Raw genomic sequence first — 22,224 nt, 5'->3', positions numbered from 1 at the left:
AGACTGGGAGGCAACATGGTGGATCGCAGGCAGTTCCTGCAGGCCGGAGCGCTGGCGGCAGGCATGGCCGCTCTGCCGGGCGTACAGGCACGTGTGCAGGGCGGAGCGAAGGTGGTGTCGACCTGGGACTTCGGTGTGCCGGCCAACCAGGCGGCATGGAAGGTCCTGGCGCAGGGCGGCAGTGCCCTGGACGCAGTGGAGGCCGGCGCACGCTGGGCCGAGAGCGAGCTGTGCAATCCCACCGTGGGCCATTGCGGCAATCCGGATCGGGACGGCGTGCTGAGCCTGGACGCGAGCATCATGGACGGCGATGGCCGCTGCGGTGCGGTGGCCGCGCTGGTCGACATCCCGCACCCGGTGTCGGTGGCCCGCAAAGTGATGGAAAACAGCCCGCACGTGTTGCTGGTGGGTGAAGGGGCGCAGCAGTTCGCCGTGCAGCAGGGCTTCGAGCGCAGGCGTCTGCTGACGCCGCAGGCCGAAGCGGCCTGGCGCGAGTGGTTGAAGACCGAGAAGTACCAGCCCCAGATCAACGCCGAGCGACGTGGCCTTCCCGGCAACAGCGACAACCACGACACCATCGGCATGCTGGCGCTGGATGCCCGGGGCCATCTCGCCGGTGCCTGCACCACCAGCGGCATGGCCTGGAAACTGCACGGCCGGGTCGGCGACAGTCCGATCATCGGCGCCGGCCTGTACGTCGACAACGAGGTCGGTGCCGCCACCGCATCGGGCGTGGGCGAAGAGATGATCCGCAATGCGGCCTCGTTCCTGGTGGTCGAGCTGATGCGCCAGGGTCGAACGCCCGCCCAGGCCTGCCGTGAGGCGATCGACCGCGTGGTACGCAAGCGTCCGGAGGCGAGCAGAACCCTGCAGGTGTGCTTCCTGGCCATGAACACGCAGGGCGAGGTGGGCGCCTATGCGCTGCATCGCGGCTTCGTCTATGCCGTCTGCGATGCGCAGCGCCAGGATGACCTGCGCGATTCGCCGTCGATCTACACGAGCACGCAGGCGTGAGCACGCGGCTCACCCTGGAGATCGCCAGCAACTCGCTGGCTTCGGCGTTGGCCGCGCAGGCCGGTGGCGCCGACCGCATCGAACTGTTCGACAACCTTGCCGAGGGCGGCACCACACCGTCGTTCGCCAGCATCGCCATGGCCCGCGAACGCCTGTCGATTCCGCTGTTCGTGCTGGTGCGGCCGCGGCCGGGTGATTTCCACTACGACGCCCTGGAGGCCGAGCTGATGCTGCGCGATATCGCACAGTGCCGTGCGCTGGGCTGCGATGGCGTGGTGATCGGTGCGTTGGACCGGCAGGGCGATATCGATCTGCCCCTGTGCCGCGCGCTCATCCAGGCGGCGGGTCCGCTGCAGGTGACGTTCCACCGTGCCTTCGACGCCGCGCGTGACCTTCCGGCGGCGTTGGAGCAGGTGATCGCTCTGGGGTGCAGCCGTGTATTGACGTCCGGGGGACAGGCCAGCGCGGCTGCCGGTGTCGACGTGCTGGAAGGCCTGGTCGCCCGGGCGGCGGGGCGCATCAGCGTGATGGCAGGTGCCGGCCTGAACCCGGCCAACATCGCTGCGGTGGCGCGGCACAGCGGCTGCGTTGAGCTGCACGCGTCGGCCAAGAGCCGCCGGCACTCGGCCATGCAGTTCCACAACCCGGCACTGCGCGGGCTGGACCCGCACTGGGATCAGACCGATGCCGCAATCGTGGCGGGGCTGCGGCGGGCGCTGGACGGCGATCTGTCCTGATACCGGGCGAAGTCGGTTCCGCGCGGGTCTGCCGCTCGCGTGTCATCAGTTCATCTCCGGCCTGCGGCGGCCAACCTGCGCAAGCCACTGATTCATCGACTTTTCAAGCGGGGATGGCAGCGGATCCGCAGCGGCGTGTTGCGCCGCGGAATGCTCTCTCCGGTTCAGCCGTGCTTTAGTTTGGATCGATCCACAGGGGGGTGCCGGAACCGGCTTGAACCGACCCGGCACCTGGATCTTCCGTAGTGCCGCGCCACCACCCATCCGTGCGACCACACCCTCCGAGAGCGACCACATGGCTCAGTTCGTCCGCAATCGTCGTCACCTGCTGTCCCAGGCCCTGGTCCTGGCCCTGCTTCCGCTGGCTGCCAATGCACAGGAAGTCTCAGGTTCGTCCACCAAGGATCTCGACGCGGTCACCGTCACTGGCTCGCGCATCAAGCGCGCCAGCGTCGAAGGCCCAGCTCCCGTCAACGTGATCACCGCGCAGCAGATCCAGAAGGAAGGCTTTGTCAGCGTGTACGATGCGCTGAAGACATTGACCGAAGCCACCGGCACCGTGGAGGCGGCTTCGCAGTGGGGCTCGCACACGCCCAACGCCAGCGGCCTGAATCTGCGCGGGATGGGCCCCAACCGCTCACTGCTGCTGGTCAATGGCCGTCGCGTGGCCGACTACCCGTTGCCCTATGGCGGGGAGACCAATTTCTCCAACTACGGCAACATTCCCGCCGCTGCGGTGGAGCGCATCGAGGTCCTGACCGGCGGCGCCTCTGCGATCTACGGCTCGGATGCCATTGCAGGCGTGGTCAACGTCATCCTGAAGACCCACTACGACGGCGACGAAGTGCGCGTGCGCGGCGGCACCTCCACTGAAGGTGGTCGCGATACCTGGGATCTGTCGTGGGCGGGTGGCAGGACCGGAGACAACTGGAGCGTGACCTACGCGCTGCAGTACACCAAGCGCGATCCGCTGTTCGGCCGTGACCGGCCGCAGATGGATGATGCCGATGATGCGCCGCGCCCCTCCTGGAACATGGAACAGCGCAAGGTCGGTTTCCGTCCTACCGCCGGCCTGGCCCTGATCGACCCGGGTACCGGCCAGCGACTGGCGCCGCCGACCGGCACCTGCGAGAAGTTCGACGGCGAGTACTACACCGCCGATCGACTGGTCTACAACTACAACACCGATACGATCACCAATACCGGGCAGTTGTGTGGCATGACGGCCGACTATGCCAACTGGCTGCTGACCGGTGGTGCCGAGAATGTGTCCGGCAATCTGTATGCCACGTTCGATTTCGACAGCGACCTGCAGGGCTGGACCAACCTGGCGGTGTACCGGTCGGAGGCGATCTGGGGGACCAATCCGCCCAGCGTGACGCTCATCGATGATGACAACGGCTACTACTGGGATGCCAACCGCAACCGCGCGATCCTGGGCGTGCGCCAGTTCACGCCCAACGAAGTGGGCGGCCTGGACACCCTTCGCAACACCAACCGGGAGCTGTCCTGGGACTGGAGTGCAGGCCTGCGCGGGCGCCTGGCGGACCGCTTCGACTGGAGTGCCACCATCGGCCGTTCCTACTACCGCGTGGAAGAGCGGCAGAATGTAGTGGACGAGCAGAAGTCCTATGACTTCTTCCTCGGCCCGCGCCTGGGTACGACGGCGGATGGTGAAGCGATCTACGCACTGGACGAAGCACGCTGGTGGAACCCGCTCACGCCGGACCAGTACTGGCAGATGGGTACGGTGGCGAAGAACCGTGCGTCTTCCTGGGTCAACCAGGCGTCGGCGGACATCACCGGTGAGTTGTTCCAGGGCTGGGCGGGGCCTGTTTCGTTCGCGGCGGTGGCCGAGGTGGCGCAACAGGGATATCACCTCGCTCCCGACCCTCGCGCCGGCATCGATTTCGACCTGCAGAACGTTGATCGCGGTGGCGGCGAGCGCACGCGCTACTCGGCGGGCGTGGAGTTCAAGATTCCACTGCTGGACAGCGTGATCGCCACCGCGGCGGCACGCTATGACCGTTACGGCAGTTACAAGGCCGACGCCAATTTAGAGGCGCTGGACATCGGCAGCCAGAAGGAGACCACCTGGAATGTCGGTCTGGAATGGCGGCCGGTGGAGTCGCTGCTGGTACGCGGTTCCTACGCCACCAGCTTCCACGCGCCTGACATGCACTACCTGCTGGGGCAGCCCAGCAGTTCCGAGGTGCAGACCTATGACCGCCTGCGTTGCATCGAAAGCGGTGCCTATCTGGTCAACAACTGTGGAGTGGGCAATACCGATGTCTGGTACACGTTCGACGTGAATCGTCGCGGTACTCCGCTGCTGCGCTCGGAAACGGGGGATTCATGGACGGTCGGATTCGTCTGGGATGTGATGTCCAATCTTTCGATCAGTGCCGACTACTGGGCGATCAAGCTGGAGGACATGATCGTCGATGTCGGCGCCGACGAGGTGCTGGCCAGCGAAGCGGGCTGCCGCACGGGACTGAACATCGACGGCACGCCGTGGGCCAATCCGGCCGGTGCCGACTACTGCGCCGGCATCCTGGCGCGCGTGAACCGCGACAGCAATGGCCGCCTGGTGTCGATCGAGCGGGGGCCGTTCAACCTGGCCAGCCGGGAGGTCCGCGGTATCGACCTGACCGCGCGTTACCGGTGGGACAGCGCAGCATGGGGAAGCTTCCAGTTCGGCGTGAACTACACCAACCAGCTGTCGACCAAGGAGCAGCGCTATGCCGCGGATCCGAATCCGCAGCGCCGTGACCGCGATCTGCGCAGCAAGCTGCGAGCGAGCCTGGCCTGGCAGCGTGGTCACTGGAACGCGAATGTGTACGCCGACCGCATCGGCTCGGTGCCGGGCGTGCGTTACCACTGGGGCACCGACCGCCTGGACAATCCCGGCGGCTGCCTGCCGTTCGCCGATGGCTACGTACCCAGCGACAGTCCTTCGCTGGACTGCCTGGAACCTGCCACGCGTCCCGATGGTTCGCCGAATCCGAATCCGAACGCCGGCCAGCGCACGGCGCGCTACTACGGCCGGGTTGGACCGTTCATCACCTGGAACGTCAATGTGGGCTATCAGGTGACTGAACGCGCCAAGGTCAATGTGTACGTCAACAACGTCTTCAACTCGGCCAGCTGGAACCACAAGGATCCCTACAAGCTGGACTACGATTTCGCGCCGACCCGGCTGCTCGGTGCGGTTGGCCGCGAGTTCGCGCTGGAATACGTGTTCACGTTCTGAGCCCGCGCCATGGATCCACCCTCGACCGGTGGATCCATGCCCCGCGGATGAAGTGACCGCTGGGCCGCCGGACAGGACAGGCTGGATTTGACCTTCCCACGATGGCAAGGTTTAGCCTGTTCCGGTCCAGAAGGAACCCGGGAATCCAGTCATGAGCCTGTCGCACGCCACCACCGCCGCTTCCGTGCCTGATCAGATCAGCCTGCCCATCGAAGGCATGACCTGCGCGAGCTGCGTAGGCCGGGTCGAGGCCGCGCTGGCCAAGGTGGAGGGGGTCGGCAGCGTCTCGGTGAACCTGGCCACGGAACGTGCCGATATCCGTCCGTCGGGGCCGGTGGACCGCGCCGCCTTGATCCAGGCGGTGCACAAGGTCGGCTATGAGGTTGCGGCCACGACCGTGGAGCTGGCCGTGGAGGGCATGACCTGCGCGTCCTGCGTGGGCCGGGTCGAACGCGCACTGCTGGCCGTGCCGGGCGTGAGCGCGGCGAGCGTCAACCTGGCCACCGAGCGTGCCACCGTTCGCGGCGCAGCAGACGTGGAGGCGCTGCTGGCGGCGATCGACAGGGCGGGCTACGGCGCTCGTCTTCTTGATGGCAGCGCGCAGGCCGATGACGGCGGGGAGAAGAAGGACGCCGAGCGTGCTGAACTCAAACACGCGCTGATACTGGCCAGCGTGCTGGCCCTGCCGGTGTTCGTACTGGAGATGGGATCGCATCTGATCCCGGGCATGCACCACTGGGTGATGTCGACCATCGGGTTGCAGGCCAGCTGGTATGTGCAGTTCGTGCTGACCACGCTGGTACTGGTGATTCCCGGCCGGCGCTTCTACCAGAAGGGCATTCCGGCACTGCTGCGTTTGGCACCGGACATGAACTCGCTGGTCGCGGTGGGCACCGCGGCGGCGTTCGGCTACTCGGTGATCGCGACCTTCGCACCGCGGCTGCTGCCGCCCGGCACGGTGAACGTCTATTACGAAGCTGCGGCGGTGATCGTCGCGCTGATCCTGCTGGGCCGCTTTCTCGAGGCGCGTGCCAAGGGCCGTACGTCGGAAGCCATCAAGCGGCTGGTCAAGCTCCAGGCCAAGGTCGCCCACGTAGTACGCGATGGTCGGGTGGTCGACGTCCCGGTGGGCGAGGTGGTCAGTGGCGACCTCGTGGAAATACGTCCTGGCGAACGCGTCCCGGTGGATGGCGAGGTGGTCGAGGGGCGCAGCTTCGTCGATGAGTCGATGATCAGCGGTGAGCCGGTTCCGGTTGAAAAGGCATCGGGCGCGGCCGTGGTCGGTGGTACGGTCAACCAGCAGGGAGCACTGACCGTGCGTGCCACGGCGGTAGGTGCGCAGACCGTGCTTGCGCAGATCATCCGCCTGGTTGAACAGGCACAGGGGTCGAAACTCCCGATCCAGGCCGTGGTCGACAGGGTCACGCTGTGGTTCGTGCCTGCGGTGATGCTGGCCGCGTTGGCCACCTTCGTGGCGTGGCTGCTGCTCGGGCCGTCCCCGGCGCTTACCTTCGCCCTGGTCAATGCCGTGGCCGTGCTGATCATTGCGTGCCCCTGTGCGATGGGGCTGGCAACGCCGACCTCGATCATGGTCGGCACCGGGCGGGGCGCGGAGATGGGCGTGCTGTTCCGCAAGGGCGAGGCACTGCAGTTGCTGAAGGATGCGCGGGTGGTGGCGGTGGACAAGACCGGAACCCTGACCGAGGGCCGCCCGCGATTGACCGATCTGGAACTGAGCAACGGTTATGCGCGAGCGGCGGTGCTGGGCGCGGTCGCGGCCGTTGAATCGCGCTCGGAGCATCCGATCGCACGCGCGATCGTGATGGCCGCCGAGGAGGAGGGCATCTCCGTGCCGGCCCTGCAGGAGTTCGAATCGGTCACCGGCATGGGGGTGCGTGCGATCGTGCAGGGAAGCCGCATTGAAGTCGGGGCCGACCGGTTCATGCGAACGCAGGGCGTTGATATCGATGGCGTTGCCGCGCTGGTGCAGCGTCTGGGAGGTGAAGGAAAGTCGCCGCTGTACGCCGCCTTCGATGGCCGGCTGGCAGCGGTGATCGCAGTGTCCGACCCGATCAGGACGAGCACGCCGGCCGCCATCACCGCACTGCATGCGCTGGGACTGAAGGTGGCGATGATCACCGGCGACAATGCGCGCACCGCACAGGCGATCGCACGCCAGCTGGGCATCGACGAGGTCGTGGCCGAAGTGCTGCCCGAAGGCAAGGTGGAGGCGGTGCGACGCCTCAAGGCTGCGCATGGTCACGTGGCCTTCGTCGGCGACGGCATCAACGATGCGCCGGCGCTGGCGGAGGCGGATGTGGGCCTGGCCATCGGCACCGGTACCGATGTGGCGGTGGAATCGGCCGATGTAGTGCTGATGTCCGGCAGTCTGCTGGGCATGCCCAATGCCATCGCGCTGTCCAGGGCCACCCTTGGCAACATCCGGCAGAATCTGTTCTGGGCCTTCGCCTACAACACCGCTCTGATTCCGGTGGCCGCCGGCGTGCTGTATCCGGCTTTCGGCATCCTGCTGTCGCCGGTATTCGCCGCCGGTGCGATGGCACTGTCCAGCGTGTTCGTGCTGGGCAATGCACTGCGCCTGCGTCGCTTCCGGGCGCCGATGGCCGACGCCGCCAGCCACTGAAAAGGAGACTGTCTTGAACATCGGTGAGGCCGCGAAGGCATCGAGCGTTTCGGCGAAGATGATCCGCTACTACGAGCAGATCGGGCTGATTCCTGCTGCCGACCGTACGGCATCCGGCTACCGGGCCTATTCGCACGCCGACGTGCATCGACTGCGGTTCATACGCCGCGCGCGGGACCTGGGATTCTCGGTCGCGGAGATCACGGATCTGCTGGGCCTGTGGAACGATACCTCGCGCCACAGCGCCGACGTCAAGCGCCTGGCCGAGCAGCACATCGATGATCTCGAGCAGCGCATCGACCACATGCGGCAGATGGCCGATACGCTGAAGTCGCTGATCAGCTGCTGTGCGGGCGACGAGCGGCCGGAGTGCCCGATCCTGCAGCGGCTGGAGGAGGGCGAGGAAGGCGCGGAGCCAGTCGCGGCGCGGCGGCAGGCGCGCCGGAGCTGAGCCGCGGGGCGCAGGGGTCTTCGCACCTGCGCGGCGGGAGTGCTGTGGCTCCTTCAGAAGGACGTGAGCATCGCCCGGAGCCGGGCGATCAGGCGGTGCGCGGCGGGAAGCCTGCGTCCTTCACAGCGGCGAAGATCTCCGCTTCGCTGGACGTGGTCTGCACCTGCACGCGGCCTGTCGGCGGATCGGCGACCACGCGGGCCTGCGGATCAACGCTCTGGATCGCGCGGGTCACGCTGCGCGCGCATCCGCCGCAGGTCATGCCGTCAACATGGAAGTCCATCTGTAGCTCCTTCGGTTCCGGGGAATGCAGCCAGTGTGCACCTTCCAACGATGGCAGGGTCAAGTGAAGCCTCCGCGGTGCCCATGAAAAACGGCAGCCACCTGTACCAGCGTGGCTGCCGTGGAGGAATGTCCCCGCGCCAGGCGGGGCGACTGCCTTAGAACTTCCAGGTCGCGCCGAAGTACAGCTGGCGGCCCGCGTAGGTATTGGAGATCAGGCGGGCCTTGGTGTCATTGCCCAGATGCACGCGCTGCTCGGACTTGGTGGCGTTGATCACCGACGCGGTCAGGGTCCACTCCGGGGTGAGGTTGTAGGCCACGTTGAGATCAAGCTGGTCGTACGGCTCGGTGTAGACCGTCATGCCGTTGTTCAGTCCGCCGACCACCTGGCCGCGACGGTTGTACGAGGCGCGGGCAAGGAACTTGTCGTTCTCGTAGAACACCGTCACGTTGGCCTGGTTCTTGGCGCTGCCGACCAGCGGCGACGAGCCGATGTTCTGCCCATCCAGCACGATGGAGGCCAGGTTGGTGTCGTTGTAGGTGTAGTTCGCCTGCACGCCGACGCCGAAATCGAAGGTGTACTGGCCGTACAGCTCCACGCCCTGCGACACACCGTCCTGGCCGTTGGCACGGGTCTCGTAGTCCTGCACGGTCACGGTTTCGCCACCGACCTGCATCTGCATGTCGCGCACGACAGGCACGGTGAAGTTGTCCACGTTCTTGCGGAACAGGCCCACGCCGGCCACCGCGCCAGGCTGGAAGTACCACTCCAGGCCGAGGTCGAACTGGGTGGCCTCGAAGGGTTCAAGCTGCTTGTTGCTGCCGTCGCCGGTCCAGCCCGGGGTCGGTGCACCGCCGGCCACGCGGCGGTCATTGACGTACTCCTCGCTGTAGTAGCGCAGGCTGCCCGGAGCGCCGATCTCGGTGTAGCCGGGGCGTGCGATGACCTTGGAGGCGGCGCCGCGCAGCAGCAGGGTATCGGTGATGTCCCAGGCGATGTTGAAGCTCGGCAGGACGTCGGTGTAGGTGCGGTCCACGCCCAGCAGCTCGAAACTCTTGCTCTGTGCCAGGTTGTAGGGCAGGCGCACGAAACCGCTCTCGCAGCTGTAGTTCGGGTAGGCCGCCGCGGCCGGGTCGGAGCACGCCATCGGTGCGCCTGCGGCGTTGTCGAGGAAGTAGTCGTCGAAACGCTCGATCGAATCGGTGGACTGCGCCAGCTGCTTGGTGCGCACCACGCGCACGCCCACGTTGCCGCGCACCCGCTCGGTGCGGAAGTTGGCCTGGAAGTAGCCCGAGTAGATCTTCTCGTTGACGTTGTAGATGAAGTCGTCCTCGACACGGTTGTGCGAACCGCCGTAGGTCTTGTTCAGGTAATCGATGTAGGCCGGATAGTTGATGCCCGGGAACACGTTGGTATTGAAGCCGCCGGGGATGTTGCTGATCGGGTTGGACAGGAAGAAGCCGGGCTGGGCGATATTGGCCGTAGGGTCGCAGCCGCTCTGGTAGCGGTTGTTGTCGTAGTCCGACGGGTCTCGGCCCTGGCACACCCAGTAGGTATTGCCGGTGTTGCGGTGCACCGTGCCGTCACGATACTTGGCACCGAACTGGATCGAGTCCAGCCAGCCGGATTCGAACAGCTTGGTGACATCGGCCTGGAAATAGTTCTGCTTGATCTCGGTCTGCTTCCAGGACGAGTCGGTCGAACCGGTGTCGATCTCGGCGATGCCGGCCATGAGCTGCTGCTGCAGGTCGGGAGCGAAGGTGCCCGACGGCGTGCCGGTCAGGTCCCAGGAGGTGCTGCTGGACGATTCCCACACGCCATTGGTCTGCCGACGCGGTTTGGCCGACATGCGGAAGTTCATCGAGGGACCGCCTTCGGACCAGGTGCGGCCGCCGGTGAACGACGCCTTCCACAGCGGGCTGATATCCCAGTCGATGCTGAGGTCGGCGGTCTGCGAGAGCGCCTTTTCGCGGCTGTAGCCGCCGGTGAGCTGCGGGGTCGGAATGGTGCAGTCATCGGGGCCCCAGCCCCCCGGCTCGAGCCCGGCCGCTTCGGCCTCGGCTTCATTGCAGTAATAGGTCTTGCCGGCCAGCTTCTCGAACTGCGCGCCGGTGACGACGGTGCCGCTGGGATCGAAGTCCAGCCCGTTGAGCATGCGGCCGCCGGCCCAGTTGCCGTCACCATTGAAGCGGGCCATGCTCCACTCCGGCACCTTCAGCATGTGCTGGGCGTAGTTGCCCTCCAGCTCGAAGCGGAAGTAGTTGGCCGTCATGGTCACGTTGTCGACCGGCTTGAACTGGAAGGTCAGCTGCCCGCCCTTGCGCTCGCGCGTTTCCTCCTTCACCGCGAAATTGACCGATGTCGGCATGAAGAAGTCGGTGTAGTTGCGACCGTTCTGGTTGTTGAAGCCGGAGTTGCCCCACCAGTACTCGATGCCGTCCTGCAGCATGGGGTTGCCATGCACGTCGCGCGCATCGGTATCGGTGCCGTACCACTGATAGTTCTCGGTGGTGACTTCCATGGTGCGGCTGGTGCGTTTCTGCTGGGTCACGCCGACCAGCACGCCGAAACGCTCGTCCTTGCTGTGCCACGAGTACAGTGCGGAGGCCTGCGGATCGATGTCGTGACTGGTGTCTGACGAGGTGCCTTCAAGGGTGACGAAGCCCGAGTTGGACTCCATGTCCAGAGGGCGCCGGGTGTGCAGGATGACCGTGCCGCCGATGCCGCCTTCATCGATGCGCGCTTCCGGCGATTTGAACAGCTCGGCGCTGGACAGCATGTTGGACGGCAGAAGGGTGTAGTTGAAAGAGCGGGTCGCCTCGTCGTTGGTCTCGGAGGTGGCGACGTAGTTGCCGTTCAACTGGGTCAGCGTCAGGTCTGCAGCGAGGCCGCGCACGCTGACCGTCTTGCCTTCGCCGCCGTCGCGGGTGATGACCACGCCCGGTACGCGCTGCAGCGCGTCGGCCACGTTCTTGTCGGGGAACTTGCCGACGTCTTCGGCCGTGATTACTTCGACCACGGCGTTGGCGTCGCGCTTCTGCTCAAGGCTCTTTTCGATGGCGTAGCGGTAGCCGGTGACCTGGACGCTGTCCAGGGTGGTGGCATCGGGCGTGCCGGTGGTGGCCTGCTGCGCCGCGGCGCCCGCCGGCAGGACGGCAGCGGCCAATGCCAGCGCGATGGCCAGCGACAGTGCGTCCTGGCCATGCATGCGTTTTGAGTGACTCATTCCCATCTCTCCCTCTCTCCTGGATTGATCCGCTGACGTGTGACGTGGTGCGGATGACTTGAATCGATCTAATCTGTGGTGATGCCGGTGCGGTCGCTACGCAGTTGCAACTGCATCCTGTGTCTGTGCCGGCCCGTCCTGTCGCTGCTTCCCCAAACTCCCGGCCACCGCAACGTCGTCTTGGATCGATCTAAGCGATGGGCGGGCGTTTTTTAGCATGGGTTGCCCGTCGGCGCATGCTGCTGCGCAATATGGTATTGCCGTGGCGGGGGTGTGACGTTTTTCTGAATCTGCTGGAAACGTTTTCTCGCGCGATTCCCCGGCAGGCCGGCCAGGAGGCCGCGCGGCGGGACGTATGCTGCGGCGCAGAATGCATTGGCGCGAATCGCCATGCTCTACTTGAATCGATCTAAATTCACGGTTGCGCGGGTCTCGCGCCATTCCACGGGGAGCAGGCTGCCGGCAGGCAGCGCTCAGCGGAAGGCGTTGCAGGCTCCAGCCGTCTGCCACCGCACCATCGACCACAGGAACCCGACATGCGCCCAGTGCCGTCCGCTCCCGCTGTCCCCTCGACGCCGCGCCCGTTGACGCGATTGGCCTGGCTGCTCGCACTGGCGATGTCGCCGGTGATGCTGCAGGCCGCCCCGGCCGCACTCGAGCGCGAGGTGAACACCTTCATCGGCAGCAAGGACGATGGCAACACGTTCCCGGGCGCCTCGGCACCCTTCGGCCTGATCCAGGTCAGCCCCATCGGCAGCCACTATTCGGGGTGGCGCTACGACGACGAGAAGATCCGTGGCTTCGGCCACTCCTTCCTGTCCGGTGCCGGGTGCTGGGAGCAGGGCGGCCAGGTCTCGGTCCTGCCCGTGACCGGCAGCATCGGTCCCGGTGGCGATTTCGACACCGCCGACGCCAAGAGCTTCAACCACAAGACCTACGCCGCGTCGTACACGCATGACGGCGAAATCGGCCAGGCCGGCTACTACAAGGTGCGCCTGACCAGCTACGGTGGCATCGATGCCGAGGCGACCGCGCGCACCCGTGCCGCCGCCGAGCGCTACACCTTCAGCCAGCGAAGCGGCGATGGCCACGTGCTGGTGAATGTCGGCCAGGCGAATGAACGCCATTCGGTGATCGGCAGCGTGATCGACGTGGTCGGCGACCGCGTGGTCGAGGGCAAGCTGGTCACCAAGAGTTTCTGCGGTGGCCACCAGTACACGACGTGGTTCCGCATCGAGTTCGATCGCCCGTTCAAGGCGCATGGTACCTGGGGCGAGGCCGGTGGCCTGCCGGGGGCGCGCCACAGCATGGAAGGCGAGCAGAAGCCGAACGGTGCCTGGTTGAGCTTCGACCTGGACAAGGGGCAGTCGGTCACGGCGGTGAGCGCGATTTCGCACGTCGATGCCGAAGGCGCGCGCACCAACCTGCGCACCGAGGGCATGCAGGGCGGAGCGCTGATGGGGTTCGACCGCATGCGCGCGCTGTCGCAGCAGGCGTGGCGCGAGGAGCTGGGCCGGGTGCGCGTGCAGGGCGGCAGTGCTGATGACCGCACGGTGTTCTACAGCGCCGCCTACCACGCGCTGCTGCAGCCGCTGACCGGCAGCGATGCCGACGGCCGCTACCGCGGCTACGACGATGGCATCCATCGCGCGGATGGCTGGACCTACTACGAGTACTTCTCGCTGTGGGATACCTACCGTGCACAGAACCAATGGCTGGCGCTGACCCGCCCCGATGTGGCGCGTGACATCGGCCGCACGCTGCTGGCGATCGACGAGCAGGGGGGCTGGCTGCCACGCTGGGGTTACGCCAACTTTGAGACGAACATCATGACCGGCGATCCGGTGACCCCGTTCATGGTCGACCTGTGGCGTTTCGGTGCGTTCAAGGGCCGTGAATCGCAGGCGTGGGATGCGCTGCGCCGCAATGCGTTCGGCACCCCGCCGTTGAATTCCCGTCATGCGGGCCGGTCGGGCAATCCGACCTATCTGGACAAGGGCTACGTGGTCTACGACCGTGCGTTCCCGTCCAAGGGCATGGACGTCGATCCGCATCACGGCGGCTCGGCCACTCTGGAATATGCACTGGCCGACTGCGCGCTTTCGCAGATGGCCGATGGCCTGGGTCACGCCCGGGATGCGGCGACGCTGCGAGAGCGCGGCCGCAACTGGCGCAAGGTGTGGGACCCGCAGGTCCGCGACGCCGAGACCGGCTTCAGCGGCTTCCCGCGGCCTCGCACCGAGGATGGGCAGTGGTACACCCCGGCCGACGGGCACTACAGCCCCCGTTCCCACCACGGCTTCCATGAAGGCACCGCGTGGCAGTACCAGTGGCTGGCGCAGCAGGACATGCCGGGGCTGGTCGAGGCGATGGACGGTCGTGAGCAGGCCGGGCGCCGGCTCGATGCCTTCTTCGCGATGGATGCACTGCAGGCCGACCCGCTCAATGCCGCGCGGCGCGAATGGGTGGTCGGGCCCTACAGCTACTACAACCAGTTCCGCTACAACCCGAACAACGAACCCGATCTGCACGCGCCGTGGCTCTACACCCTGATCGGCCAGCCGTGGAAGACCGCCGCGGTGGTGCGGGCCGCGCAGCAGCTGTTCACCAATGCGCCCAATGGCGTGACCGGCAACGACGATCTTGGAACGATGTCGGCGTGGTACCTGTTCAGTGCGATCGGCATGTACCCGGCAGTACCGGGCAGTGGCCAGTTCCTGCTGCATACGCCGCGCTTTGCCCGGGTCGAGGTCGACATGGGCAATGGCCGCACCCTGCGCATCGATGCCCCGGGGGCGGACGGCCGCCGCCTGCAGTACGTGCAGGGCGTGCAGGTCGATGGCCAGGCGCATGCCCCGGTCTGGCTGGACTGGGAGCGCCTGCAGCAGGGCCCGCGCCTGCACTTCGCCCTCGACGCGCAGGCGCCGACCCAGGGGTGGGGCACGGCGGTGAAGGATCTGCCGGTGTCCTGGTGCGCGGCACCTGGCAGCCAGCTGCGTTGATCGGGGCTGTGCCGTTCGCGGCGACCCAGCGAACGGCACGGCACGAGACGGCCGCGATCCATTAGGCTTGAGCCCTCAGCGGAGCCCGGGAATACGATGAACGACAACGGCAGCAGCACTTCCAGCAAACGCGCCGGCAAGGCAGTGACGGTGACCGACATCGCGCGCGCCATCGGCGTATCGCGGGCGACCGTGTCGCTGGTGCTGCGCGGCAGCCCGCTGGTCAACGTCGATACCCGGGCCAAGGTCGAGGCCGAGCTGCGGCGCCAGCGCTATGTCTACAACCGCGCAGCAGCCAACCTGCGGCGGCGCACGTCCTCCAGCATCGCACTGGTGATCAACGACCTGTCCAATCCATTCTTCGCCGAATTCGCCTCCGGCGTCGACGAGGCGCTGGGTGGGCGTGGCTACGTGACCCTGCTGGGCAGCACCGGCGAATCGCCGGAACGCCAGCAGGCGGTGCTGTCCACGCTGATGGAACACACCCCGGCGGGGCTGATCCTGTCGCCGGCCGAAGGCAGCGATGCCACGCAGCTGCGCCAGGCACTGGGAGCCAATGCCAACGTCCTGCTGTTCAACCGTGAGCTGGACGGGGCCGATTGGGACTTCCTGACGCTGGACAACCAGCATGGGGCCTATCTGGCCACCCGCCACCTGATCGAGCGCGGCCATCGCCATATCGCCTTCTTCGGCGGCCACGCGGCGTCCAGTTCCTGCCACCAGCGCCGTGCCGGCTTCCAGCAGGCGCTGGCTGAGGCTGGACTGTCGCTGCCACCCGGCTGGATGATCGAATCGGCGCCGAACCGGCTGGAGGCGGCTGCACGCACCGACGAACTGTTCGCCGATGGCCATCGGCCGAGCGCAGCGGTCTGCTACAACGACACCGTCGCGCTGGGGCTGATGCTGGGCTTGAACTCGCGCGGCATCCGGCCGGGCGGCGATTTCGCTGTCACCGGCTTCGACGATATTTCCGAGGCTTCGGTGGCGGTGCCACCGTTGACGACGCTGACCGCCGACCCGCGCGAGCGTGGCCGGCAGGCGGCGGCACTGCTGCTGCAGCGCCTGGACGAACCGGATGCGCCGCCACGGCGCACGGTGGCTCCGGTGCAGCTGCGGATCCGCGAAAGCAGTGCCGCCCGGCCGACCTGATTTCACTGCCGTTACTCCTTCCACGCAACAACGATTCCGCGCAACGAGGCGCGTTCCGCATGCCGATCTCAGCAACGCCCCGTCCGTCGGGTTCCCCGGGCAACGCACCGGCCGTCACCAACGGCAAGGCCCTGGCCGTGGTGACCACCATCTTCTTCATGTGGGGCTTCCTGACCTGCCTCAACGACATCCTGATTCCACACCTGAAAGCGGTGTTCGAGCTGAACTACGCGCGGGCGATGCTGGTGCAGTTCACCTTCTTCGGTACGTACTTCCTGATGTCGCTGCCCGCTGGCCGCCTGGTCGCGGCTCTCGGCTACAAGAAGGGCATCGTGGCCGGCCTGCTGATTGCAGGTGTGGGTGCGCTGGGCTTCTGGCCGGCGGCCGAACTGCGGATCTACGGCGCCTTCCTGGGTGCATTGTTCGTGCTCGCTACCGGCATCACGGTGCTGCAGGTGGCGGCCAATCCCTATGTGGCGCTGCTGGGCCCGGAGCAGACCAGCTCCAGCCGGCTGACCCTGGCGCAGGCGTTGAACTCGCTGGGTACGGCAATCGCGCCGATCTTCGGCGGCATGCTGATTCTCTCCAATACGGTCAAGAGCGCCGATGAAATGGCGGCGATGCCGGCCGCCGAACAGCTGGCCTATCGTGCTGCCGAGGCGCAGGCCGTGCAGGGCCCGTATGTGGGCCTCGCGGTGGCGCTGGTGCTGCTGGCGTTGTTCGTGTTCCTGTTCCGCCTGCCGGCGCTGAGCGATGCGACCGAACAGGCCGACCAGGGGCATCACCACAGCTATCTGGATGCGCTGCGCCAGCGTCATCTGCTGCTGGGCGTGCTTGGCATCTTCTTCTATGTCGGTGCGGAAGTGTCGATCGGCAGCTTCCTGGTGAACTACCTGTCGATGCCCGACATCGGCGGATTCAGCGAGCAGGAGGCCACACACTACGTTTCCGCCTACTGGACGATGGCGATGGTCGGCCGCTTTGCCGGCTCGGCGCTGCTGGCTCGCTTCTCGCCGAGCCGCCTGCTGGCGATCTTCGCACTGGTCAACGTCGGACTGCTGGCGCTGACCATGGCCAGCGCCGGCAGTGTCGCGCTGTACTCGGTGGTGGCGATCGGCCTGTTCAACTCGATCATGTTCCCCACCATCTTCGCGCTCAGCATCGAGCGCCTGGGGCCGCTGACCAACAAGGGCTCGAGCCTGCTGATCATGGCCATCGTCGGCGGCGCCGTGGTGCCGTACCTGCAGGGCGTGCTGGCCGACCACATCGGGGTGCAGGCCAGCTTCATCCTGCCGCTGCTGTGCTACGTCTACATCATTTTCTACGGACTGGTCGGCGCACGTACGCCGGCCTCCGCAACGCAGGGAGGCTGAGTCCGGAATGGGTGCGATTGTCTGCTTCGGCGAAATTTTGATCGATCTACTGGCGCAGCCGCCGGCCAATGCGGACACGCCGCGCGCGTTCCTGCAATACGCCGGCGGGGCACCGGCCAACGTCGCGGTGGCTGCCGCGCGGCTGGGCGCGAAGACCCAGTTCGTCGGCATGCTGGGCCGCGACATGTTCGGCGACTTCCTGGCCGAAAGCCTGGCCGAGCACGGTGTCGGTACCGACTACATCGTCCGCACCGATGCCGCCAAGACCGCGCTGGCGTTCGTCGCTCTCGATGCAGAGGGGGAGCGCAGCTTCAGCTTCTACCGTCCGCCGGCGGCCGATCTGCTGTTCCGCGACAGTGATTTCCAGGCCGCCTGCTTCGACAGTGCGCAGTGCTTCCACGTCTGCTCCAACAGCCTGACCGAGGCGGCCATCGCGGACGCAACCTTCGCGGGCATGGAGCGCGCGCGCGCTGCCGGGGCTGTGGTCAGTCTCGACCTCAACCTGCGGCCGGCGCTGTGGCCGGCCGATGTCGATCCGTCGCCGCGCCTGTGGCAGGCGCTCGAACGCGCGGACCTGGTCAAGCTGTCGCGCGAAGAACTGGACTACCTGGCGGCGCCCCTGGGCGACGGCGGCGAGGACGCGGTGCTGCAGCGGCTGCTGGCGGCGCAGGCTCGCTGGGTGATCGTGACCGATGGTGCGGCCACGCTGCGCTGGTACACCCGCCAGGCGCAGGGCACGGTGACCAGCTTCCAGGTCGCCGCTGTCGATACCACCGCAGCCGGTGATGCCTTCGTGGGAGGCGTGCTGGTGGGACTGCTGGAGCGGGGTGGCGCAGGCGCGGGATTCAGCGCGTTCTGCCGGGACCCGCAGGCCATCGACGCCACGCTGCGCTTCGGTGCCGCGGTCGGCGCGCTGGCCGTTACCCGCAAGGGCGCGTTCGCCGCGATGCCCTCGCTCGACGAAGTGCAGCAGCTGCTGCAGGCACAGGACATTACCGCATGAGCACCTCGCCCGACTTCCGTTCGCCCGCGTTCCTGCGCGCGCATATCGCCGATACCCTGGCGTTCTATCATCCGCGCTGCATCGATCCGGCCGGTGGTTTCTTCCATTATTTCCGTGACGACGGCAGCGTCTACGATGCCAGCCATCGCCATCTGGTAAGCAGCACCCGTTTCGTCTTCAACTACGCGATGGCCTATCGCGAGTTCGGCAAGGCCGAGTACCGCGAGGCCGTCGAGCATGGCGTGCGCTATCTGCGTGAGGTGCACCGCAATCCGGCCACCGGTGGCTATGCCTGGACCCTGCGCGATGGCCAGGTCGAGGACGACATGAATCACTGCTATGGCGTGGCGTTCGTCCTGCTGGCCTACAGCTGCGCGTTGAAGGCCGGCATCGAGCAGGCCCGCGCGTGGATGGATGAGACCTGGCAGCTGCTGGAGGCGCGCTTCTGGGAGCCGCAGCACGGTCTGTACCGGGACGAGGCGGACGGCCAGTGGAACTTCACCGGTTACCGTGGACAGAACGCCAACATGCACATGTGCGAGGCCATGCTGGCTGCGTTCGAGGCCAGTGGCGAACAGCGCTATGTGGAACGTGCCCTGCAGCTGGCCGACAACATGACCCGTCGCCAGGCAGCCAAGGCCGGTGGCCTGGTATGGGAGCACTACGATTCCAGCTGGGAGATCGACTGGAACTACAACCTGGACGACCCCAAGCATCTGTTCCGTCCCTGGGGCTTCCAGCCGGGCCACCAGACGGAGTGGGCCAAACTGCTGCTGATCCTGGATCGGCACGTGCAGGCCGACTGGCTGGTGCCGACGGCGCGTCATCTGTTCGACGTGGCCGTGGAGCGCAGCTGGGACGAGGCCCGTGGTGGCCTGTACTACGGTTTCGCGCCGGAGTCACGACGGCAGCCGGGCATGGACGGCGCGCCGATCGGCGGCGACAGCTTCGTCTGCGACGACGACAAGTACTTCTGGGTACAGGCCGAAACCCTGGCAACCGCTGCGCTGATGGCTGCGCGCACCGGTGATGACCGCTACTGGCAGTGGTACGACCGCATCTGGGCCTATTCCTGGGAGCACTTCGTCGATCACCGCTACGGCGCCTGGTTCCGCATCCTCGATGCAGACAACCGCAAGTACAGCGATGAAAAGAGCCCCGCAGGCAAGGTGGATTACCACACCATGGGTGCCTGCTACGAAGTGCTGAACGTCGTGCGTTGAGCATGACCGGTAGCGCCGGGCCATGCCCGGCGAAGCATGATCGGTAGCGCCGGGCCATGCCCGGCGGAAGCATGATCGGTAGCGCCGGGCCATGCCCGGCGAAGCATGATCGGTAGCGCCGGGCCATGCCCGGCGAAGCATGATCGGTAGCGCCGGGCCATGCCCGGCGGAAGCATGATCGGTAGCGCCGGGCCATGCCCGGCGGAAGCATGATCGGTAGCGCCGGGCCATGCCCGGCGAAGCATGATCGGTAGCGCCGGGCCATGCCCGGCGGACACAACAGGAGTCCCGCCCGTGCATCGCCCTTTCCGTGCCGTTTGCCCATTCGCCTCTCTGGCCCTGTTGTGGATTGCCACTCTCGTATTCCCGGCAGCGGCCGCTCCGTTACAGGCAAGCTGGGAGTTCCGCATGCTGCCGGGCGACGCGCAGGGCGCGGCGCATCCCGGCCTGCAGCAATGGCGCAGCGCGCAGGTGCCGGGCAGCATCCACACCGACCTGCTGGCGCATGAACTGATCCGTGATCCTTACGTCGGCGCCGCCGAGGCCGAGCTGCAGTGGATCGGCCTGGCGGCATGGGAATACCGTGCACGCTTCGATGTGGACGCCGCGACCCTGGCCAGGCCGAACGCGGAACTGCGCTTTGACGGTCTGGATACGTACGCGGAAGTCACCCTCAACGGCAGGCCGCTGCTGCGCGCCGACAACGCTCACCGCAGCTGGCGCGTGCGCGTGGACGGCCGCCTGAAGGCGACGGGCAACACGCTGCAGATCGTGTTCCGTTCGCCGATCCGCACGCTGCTGCCCGCTGTCCAGGCGATGCCGCACAGGATTGCTGGCAATTATCCTTCGCCCTACGGTGACGAGCCGAAGGATGCGATGGTCGGTAATTTCGCGCGCAAGCCGGCCTACCATTTCGGCTGGGACTGGGGTCCGCGCTATGTCACCGCCGGGGTCTGGCGTGGCATCGACCTGGAGTCCTGGGGGGAGCGCCGCCTCGGCGATGTGGCCGTACGCACCGACATGCTGGACGCGCAGCAGGCGAAGCTTGCGGTCGTGCTGCAGGTGGAACAGGATGCTGCCGCGGGTACCGCGGCCGTCGATGTGGAGGTGTTCGATCCGGAGATGCGCAGTGTCGCGCGGGTGCAGCGGCAGGTTGCGGTGGCCCCGGGAGCGAATACGGTGGAGCTGCCGGTGGCGCTTGCCCAGCCGCGCCGCTGGTGGCCGGTCGGCTACGGGGCACAGGATCGCTACGTGGTGGCGGTCCGCCTGGACGGCGGCGATAGCGAGTCGCTCGCGCGCGAGCAGCGCATCGGCCTGCGCACGGTCGAACTGCGCCGCGACAAGGACGCTGACGGCGGCCAGGGCTTCGCATTCGTGATCAACGGCGTGCCGGTCTTCGCCAAGGGCGCGAACGTGATTCCCTTCGACGCGTTCCCGGCCCATGTGGATTCCGCGCGCGTGCGCCAGGTGCTGACCGCCGCGCGCGACGCCAACATGAACATGCTGCGCAACTGGGGCGGCGGCTACTACGAAAACGATGTGTTCTTCGATATTGCCGATGAACTGGGCCTGCTGGTCTGGCAGGACTTCATGTTCGGCGGCGGCATGCAGCCCGGCTACGACCCGGCATTCCGCGCCAGCGTGGTTGCCGAAGCGCGCGACAACGTGCGCCGCCTGCGCCATCACCCCAGCATCGTGTTGTGGTGTGGCAACAACGAAGAGGAAACCGCGTGGAAGGACTGGGGCCATGGCCGCGACCTGAAGGCCGCGGATCCGGTCTTCGCCGCAAAGGTCTGGCAGGGCTATGTGGACCTGTTCGGCAATGACCTGCGTGCGGTGGTCCGTGAAGAAGGGCTGGGGGTGCCGTACTGGTCCAGTTCGCCCAGCAACGACCTCGACGAGAAGGCCAACGACTCCACCCGTGGCGACAAGCACTACTGGCAGGTGTGGGGCAATCCGGCGTTGCCGGTGCAGGCCTATCTGCGCGAGACGCCGCGCTTCATGTCCGAGTACGGCCTGCAGGCGTGGCCGGCCGTGGCTACGGTGGACCAGATCGCAACCCGCGCCGAGCAGCGGATCGACAGCCCGGTGATTCGCGCGCACCAGAAGTTCATGGCGGGCGAGGGCAACAGCCGTCTGCTGCACTATATCGAGCAGGGTTACGGTACGCCGAAGGATTTCGGGGACTTCGTGTATCTCAGCCAGGTGATGCAGGCCGATGGCATCGCTCTGGCAGCGCTGCACCATCGCGCCTCACGCCCCTACACGATGGGCTCGCTCTACTGGCAGCTCAATGACGTATGGCCGGGTGCGTCCTGGTCGAGTGTGGACTACTTCGGGCGCTGGAAGGCGCTGCACTACCAGGCGCGGCGCTTCTTCGCTCCCGTTGCCGTGGCGGCGCTGCGTGACGAGGGCACGACACGCGTGCGTCTGCTCAACGATGGCGACGCCGGCGAGGCGCGCTGGCGGCTGCGGGTGATGGATGTCGACGGCAAAGTGCTACGTCGTCGCGAGCAGGCGGTGACCCTGGCGGCCGCGGGCGTGACGGCGGTCGGCGATTTCAGTGATGCCGAACTGCTGGCGGGTGCCGATCCGAAGCGCACGATTGCCGTATTCGAGGTGCTGCAGGGAGGGAAGACGACTGCACGTCAGGTCGTGGGATTCGTCGAGGCCAAGGATCAGGTGCTGCCCCGCCAGGCGCTCAGGGCCACGCTGGACGTCGAGGGGGACCACTACCGGCTGCGGCTGCAGAGCAGGGCATTCGTGCGCGCGGCATGGGTGGACTTCGGTGCCCTGGAGGTGCAACTGGAGGACAACCTGCTCGATCTGCTGCCGGGCGAGAGCCGCGACATCAACGTGCGCGGCC

13 protein-coding genes are annotated in these 22,224 nt (G+C 66.6%); 11 read left to right on the top strand and 2 right to left on the bottom strand.

Features of this window, described 5'->3' with window-relative positions; translation table 11 throughout:
* Nucleotides 1-15 precede the first annotated feature (15 nt).
* The 5 genes from AC06FB_RS10310 (at nucleotide 16) to cueR (ending at nucleotide 8,099) form a co-directional block, all read left to right on the top strand.
* Complete coding sequence (locus AC06FB_RS10310; RefSeq protein WP_340044757.1) at nucleotides 16-1,014, top strand: glycosylasparaginase; 999 nt, start codon at nucleotides 16-18, stop codon at nucleotides 1,012-1,014.
* Nucleotides 1,011-1,751: a copper homeostasis protein CutC gene (locus tag AC06FB_RS10305; RefSeq protein WP_262218457.1), complete on the top strand. Its 741-nt coding sequence runs from the start codon at nucleotides 1,011-1,013 to the stop codon at nucleotides 1,749-1,751. Before AC06FB_RS10310 ends, AC06FB_RS10305 begins: the two co-directional genes overlap by 4 nt.
* A gap of 295 nt (nucleotides 1,752-2,046) precedes the next feature.
* Nucleotides 2,047-5,004 carry a TonB-dependent receptor plug domain-containing protein gene (locus tag AC06FB_RS10300; RefSeq protein WP_478053651.1) on the top strand — a complete coding sequence of 986 codons (2,958 nt, stop codon included), beginning with the start codon at nucleotides 2,047-2,049 and terminating at the stop codon, nucleotides 5,002-5,004.
* A gap of 151 nt (nucleotides 5,005-5,155) precedes the next feature.
* On the top strand, nucleotides 5,156-7,648 hold the full coding sequence (locus AC06FB_RS10295; RefSeq protein WP_478053650.1) for a heavy metal translocating P-type ATPase: 2,493 nt from the start codon (nucleotides 5,156-5,158) through the stop codon (nucleotides 7,646-7,648).
* Between the two features lie 13 nt (nucleotides 7,649-7,661).
* Nucleotides 7,662-8,099, top strand: a complete 438-nt coding sequence (cueR, locus tag AC06FB_RS10290; protein ID WP_065182695.1) for a Cu(I)-responsive transcriptional regulator — start codon at nucleotides 7,662-7,664, stop codon at nucleotides 8,097-8,099.
* 88 nt (nucleotides 8,100-8,187) lie between these two features.
* Here cueR and AC06FB_RS10285 read toward each other — a convergent pair whose 3' ends face one another.
* Nucleotides 8,188-8,382 carry a heavy-metal-associated domain-containing protein gene (locus AC06FB_RS10285; RefSeq protein ID WP_478053649.1) on the bottom strand — a complete coding sequence of 65 codons (195 nt, stop codon included), beginning with the start codon at nucleotides 8,380-8,382 and terminating at the stop codon, nucleotides 8,188-8,190.
* Between the two features lie 157 nt (nucleotides 8,383-8,539).
* Nucleotides 8,540-11,614: a TonB-dependent receptor gene (locus tag AC06FB_RS10280; protein WP_193396325.1), complete on the bottom strand. Its 3,075-nt coding sequence runs from the start codon at nucleotides 11,612-11,614 to the stop codon at nucleotides 8,540-8,542.
* A 530-nt stretch (nucleotides 11,615-12,144) separates the two neighbouring features.
* On the opposite strand from AC06FB_RS10280, the gene AC06FB_RS10275 reads away from it, so the two are divergent.
* The 6 genes from AC06FB_RS10275 to AC06FB_RS10250 form a co-directional block, all read left to right on the top strand.
* Nucleotides 12,145-14,610, top strand: coding sequence for a GH92 family glycosyl hydrolase (locus tag AC06FB_RS10275; RefSeq protein ID WP_461287937.1), 2,466 nt, complete (start codon nucleotides 12,145-12,147; stop codon nucleotides 14,608-14,610).
* A 96-nt stretch (nucleotides 14,611-14,706) separates the two neighbouring features.
* Complete coding sequence (locus AC06FB_RS10270) at nucleotides 14,707-15,759, top strand: LacI family DNA-binding transcriptional regulator (RefSeq protein WP_053516709.1); 1,053 nt, start codon at nucleotides 14,707-14,709, stop codon at nucleotides 15,757-15,759.
* 59 nt (nucleotides 15,760-15,818) lie between these two features.
* Nucleotides 15,819-17,132: an L-fucose:H+ symporter permease gene (gene fucP, locus AC06FB_RS10265; RefSeq protein WP_053516708.1), complete on the top strand. Its 1,314-nt coding sequence runs from the start codon at nucleotides 15,819-15,821 to the stop codon at nucleotides 17,130-17,132.
* 7 nt (nucleotides 17,133-17,139) lie between these two features.
* Nucleotides 17,140-18,135 carry a carbohydrate kinase family protein gene (locus AC06FB_RS10260; protein WP_053516706.1) on the top strand — a complete coding sequence of 332 codons (996 nt, stop codon included), beginning with the start codon at nucleotides 17,140-17,142 and terminating at the stop codon, nucleotides 18,133-18,135.
* On the top strand, nucleotides 18,132-19,358 hold the full coding sequence (locus AC06FB_RS10255; RefSeq protein ID WP_461289662.1) for an AGE family epimerase/isomerase: 1,227 nt from the start codon (nucleotides 18,132-18,134) through the stop codon (nucleotides 19,356-19,358). Before AC06FB_RS10260 ends, AC06FB_RS10255 begins: the two co-directional genes overlap by 4 nt.
* Before the next feature lie 243 nt (nucleotides 19,359-19,601).
* A partial coding sequence (locus tag AC06FB_RS10250; protein ID WP_478053648.1) for a beta-mannosidase occupies nucleotides 19,602-22,224 on the top strand: 2,623 nt, incomplete at its 3' end.

This window comes from Stenotrophomonas sp. Steno-C15 (genome assembly GCF_056393265.1).
The sequence above is the reverse complement of the archived record's forward strand: the minus strand, read 5'-3'. Positions and strand labels throughout refer to the sequence as shown.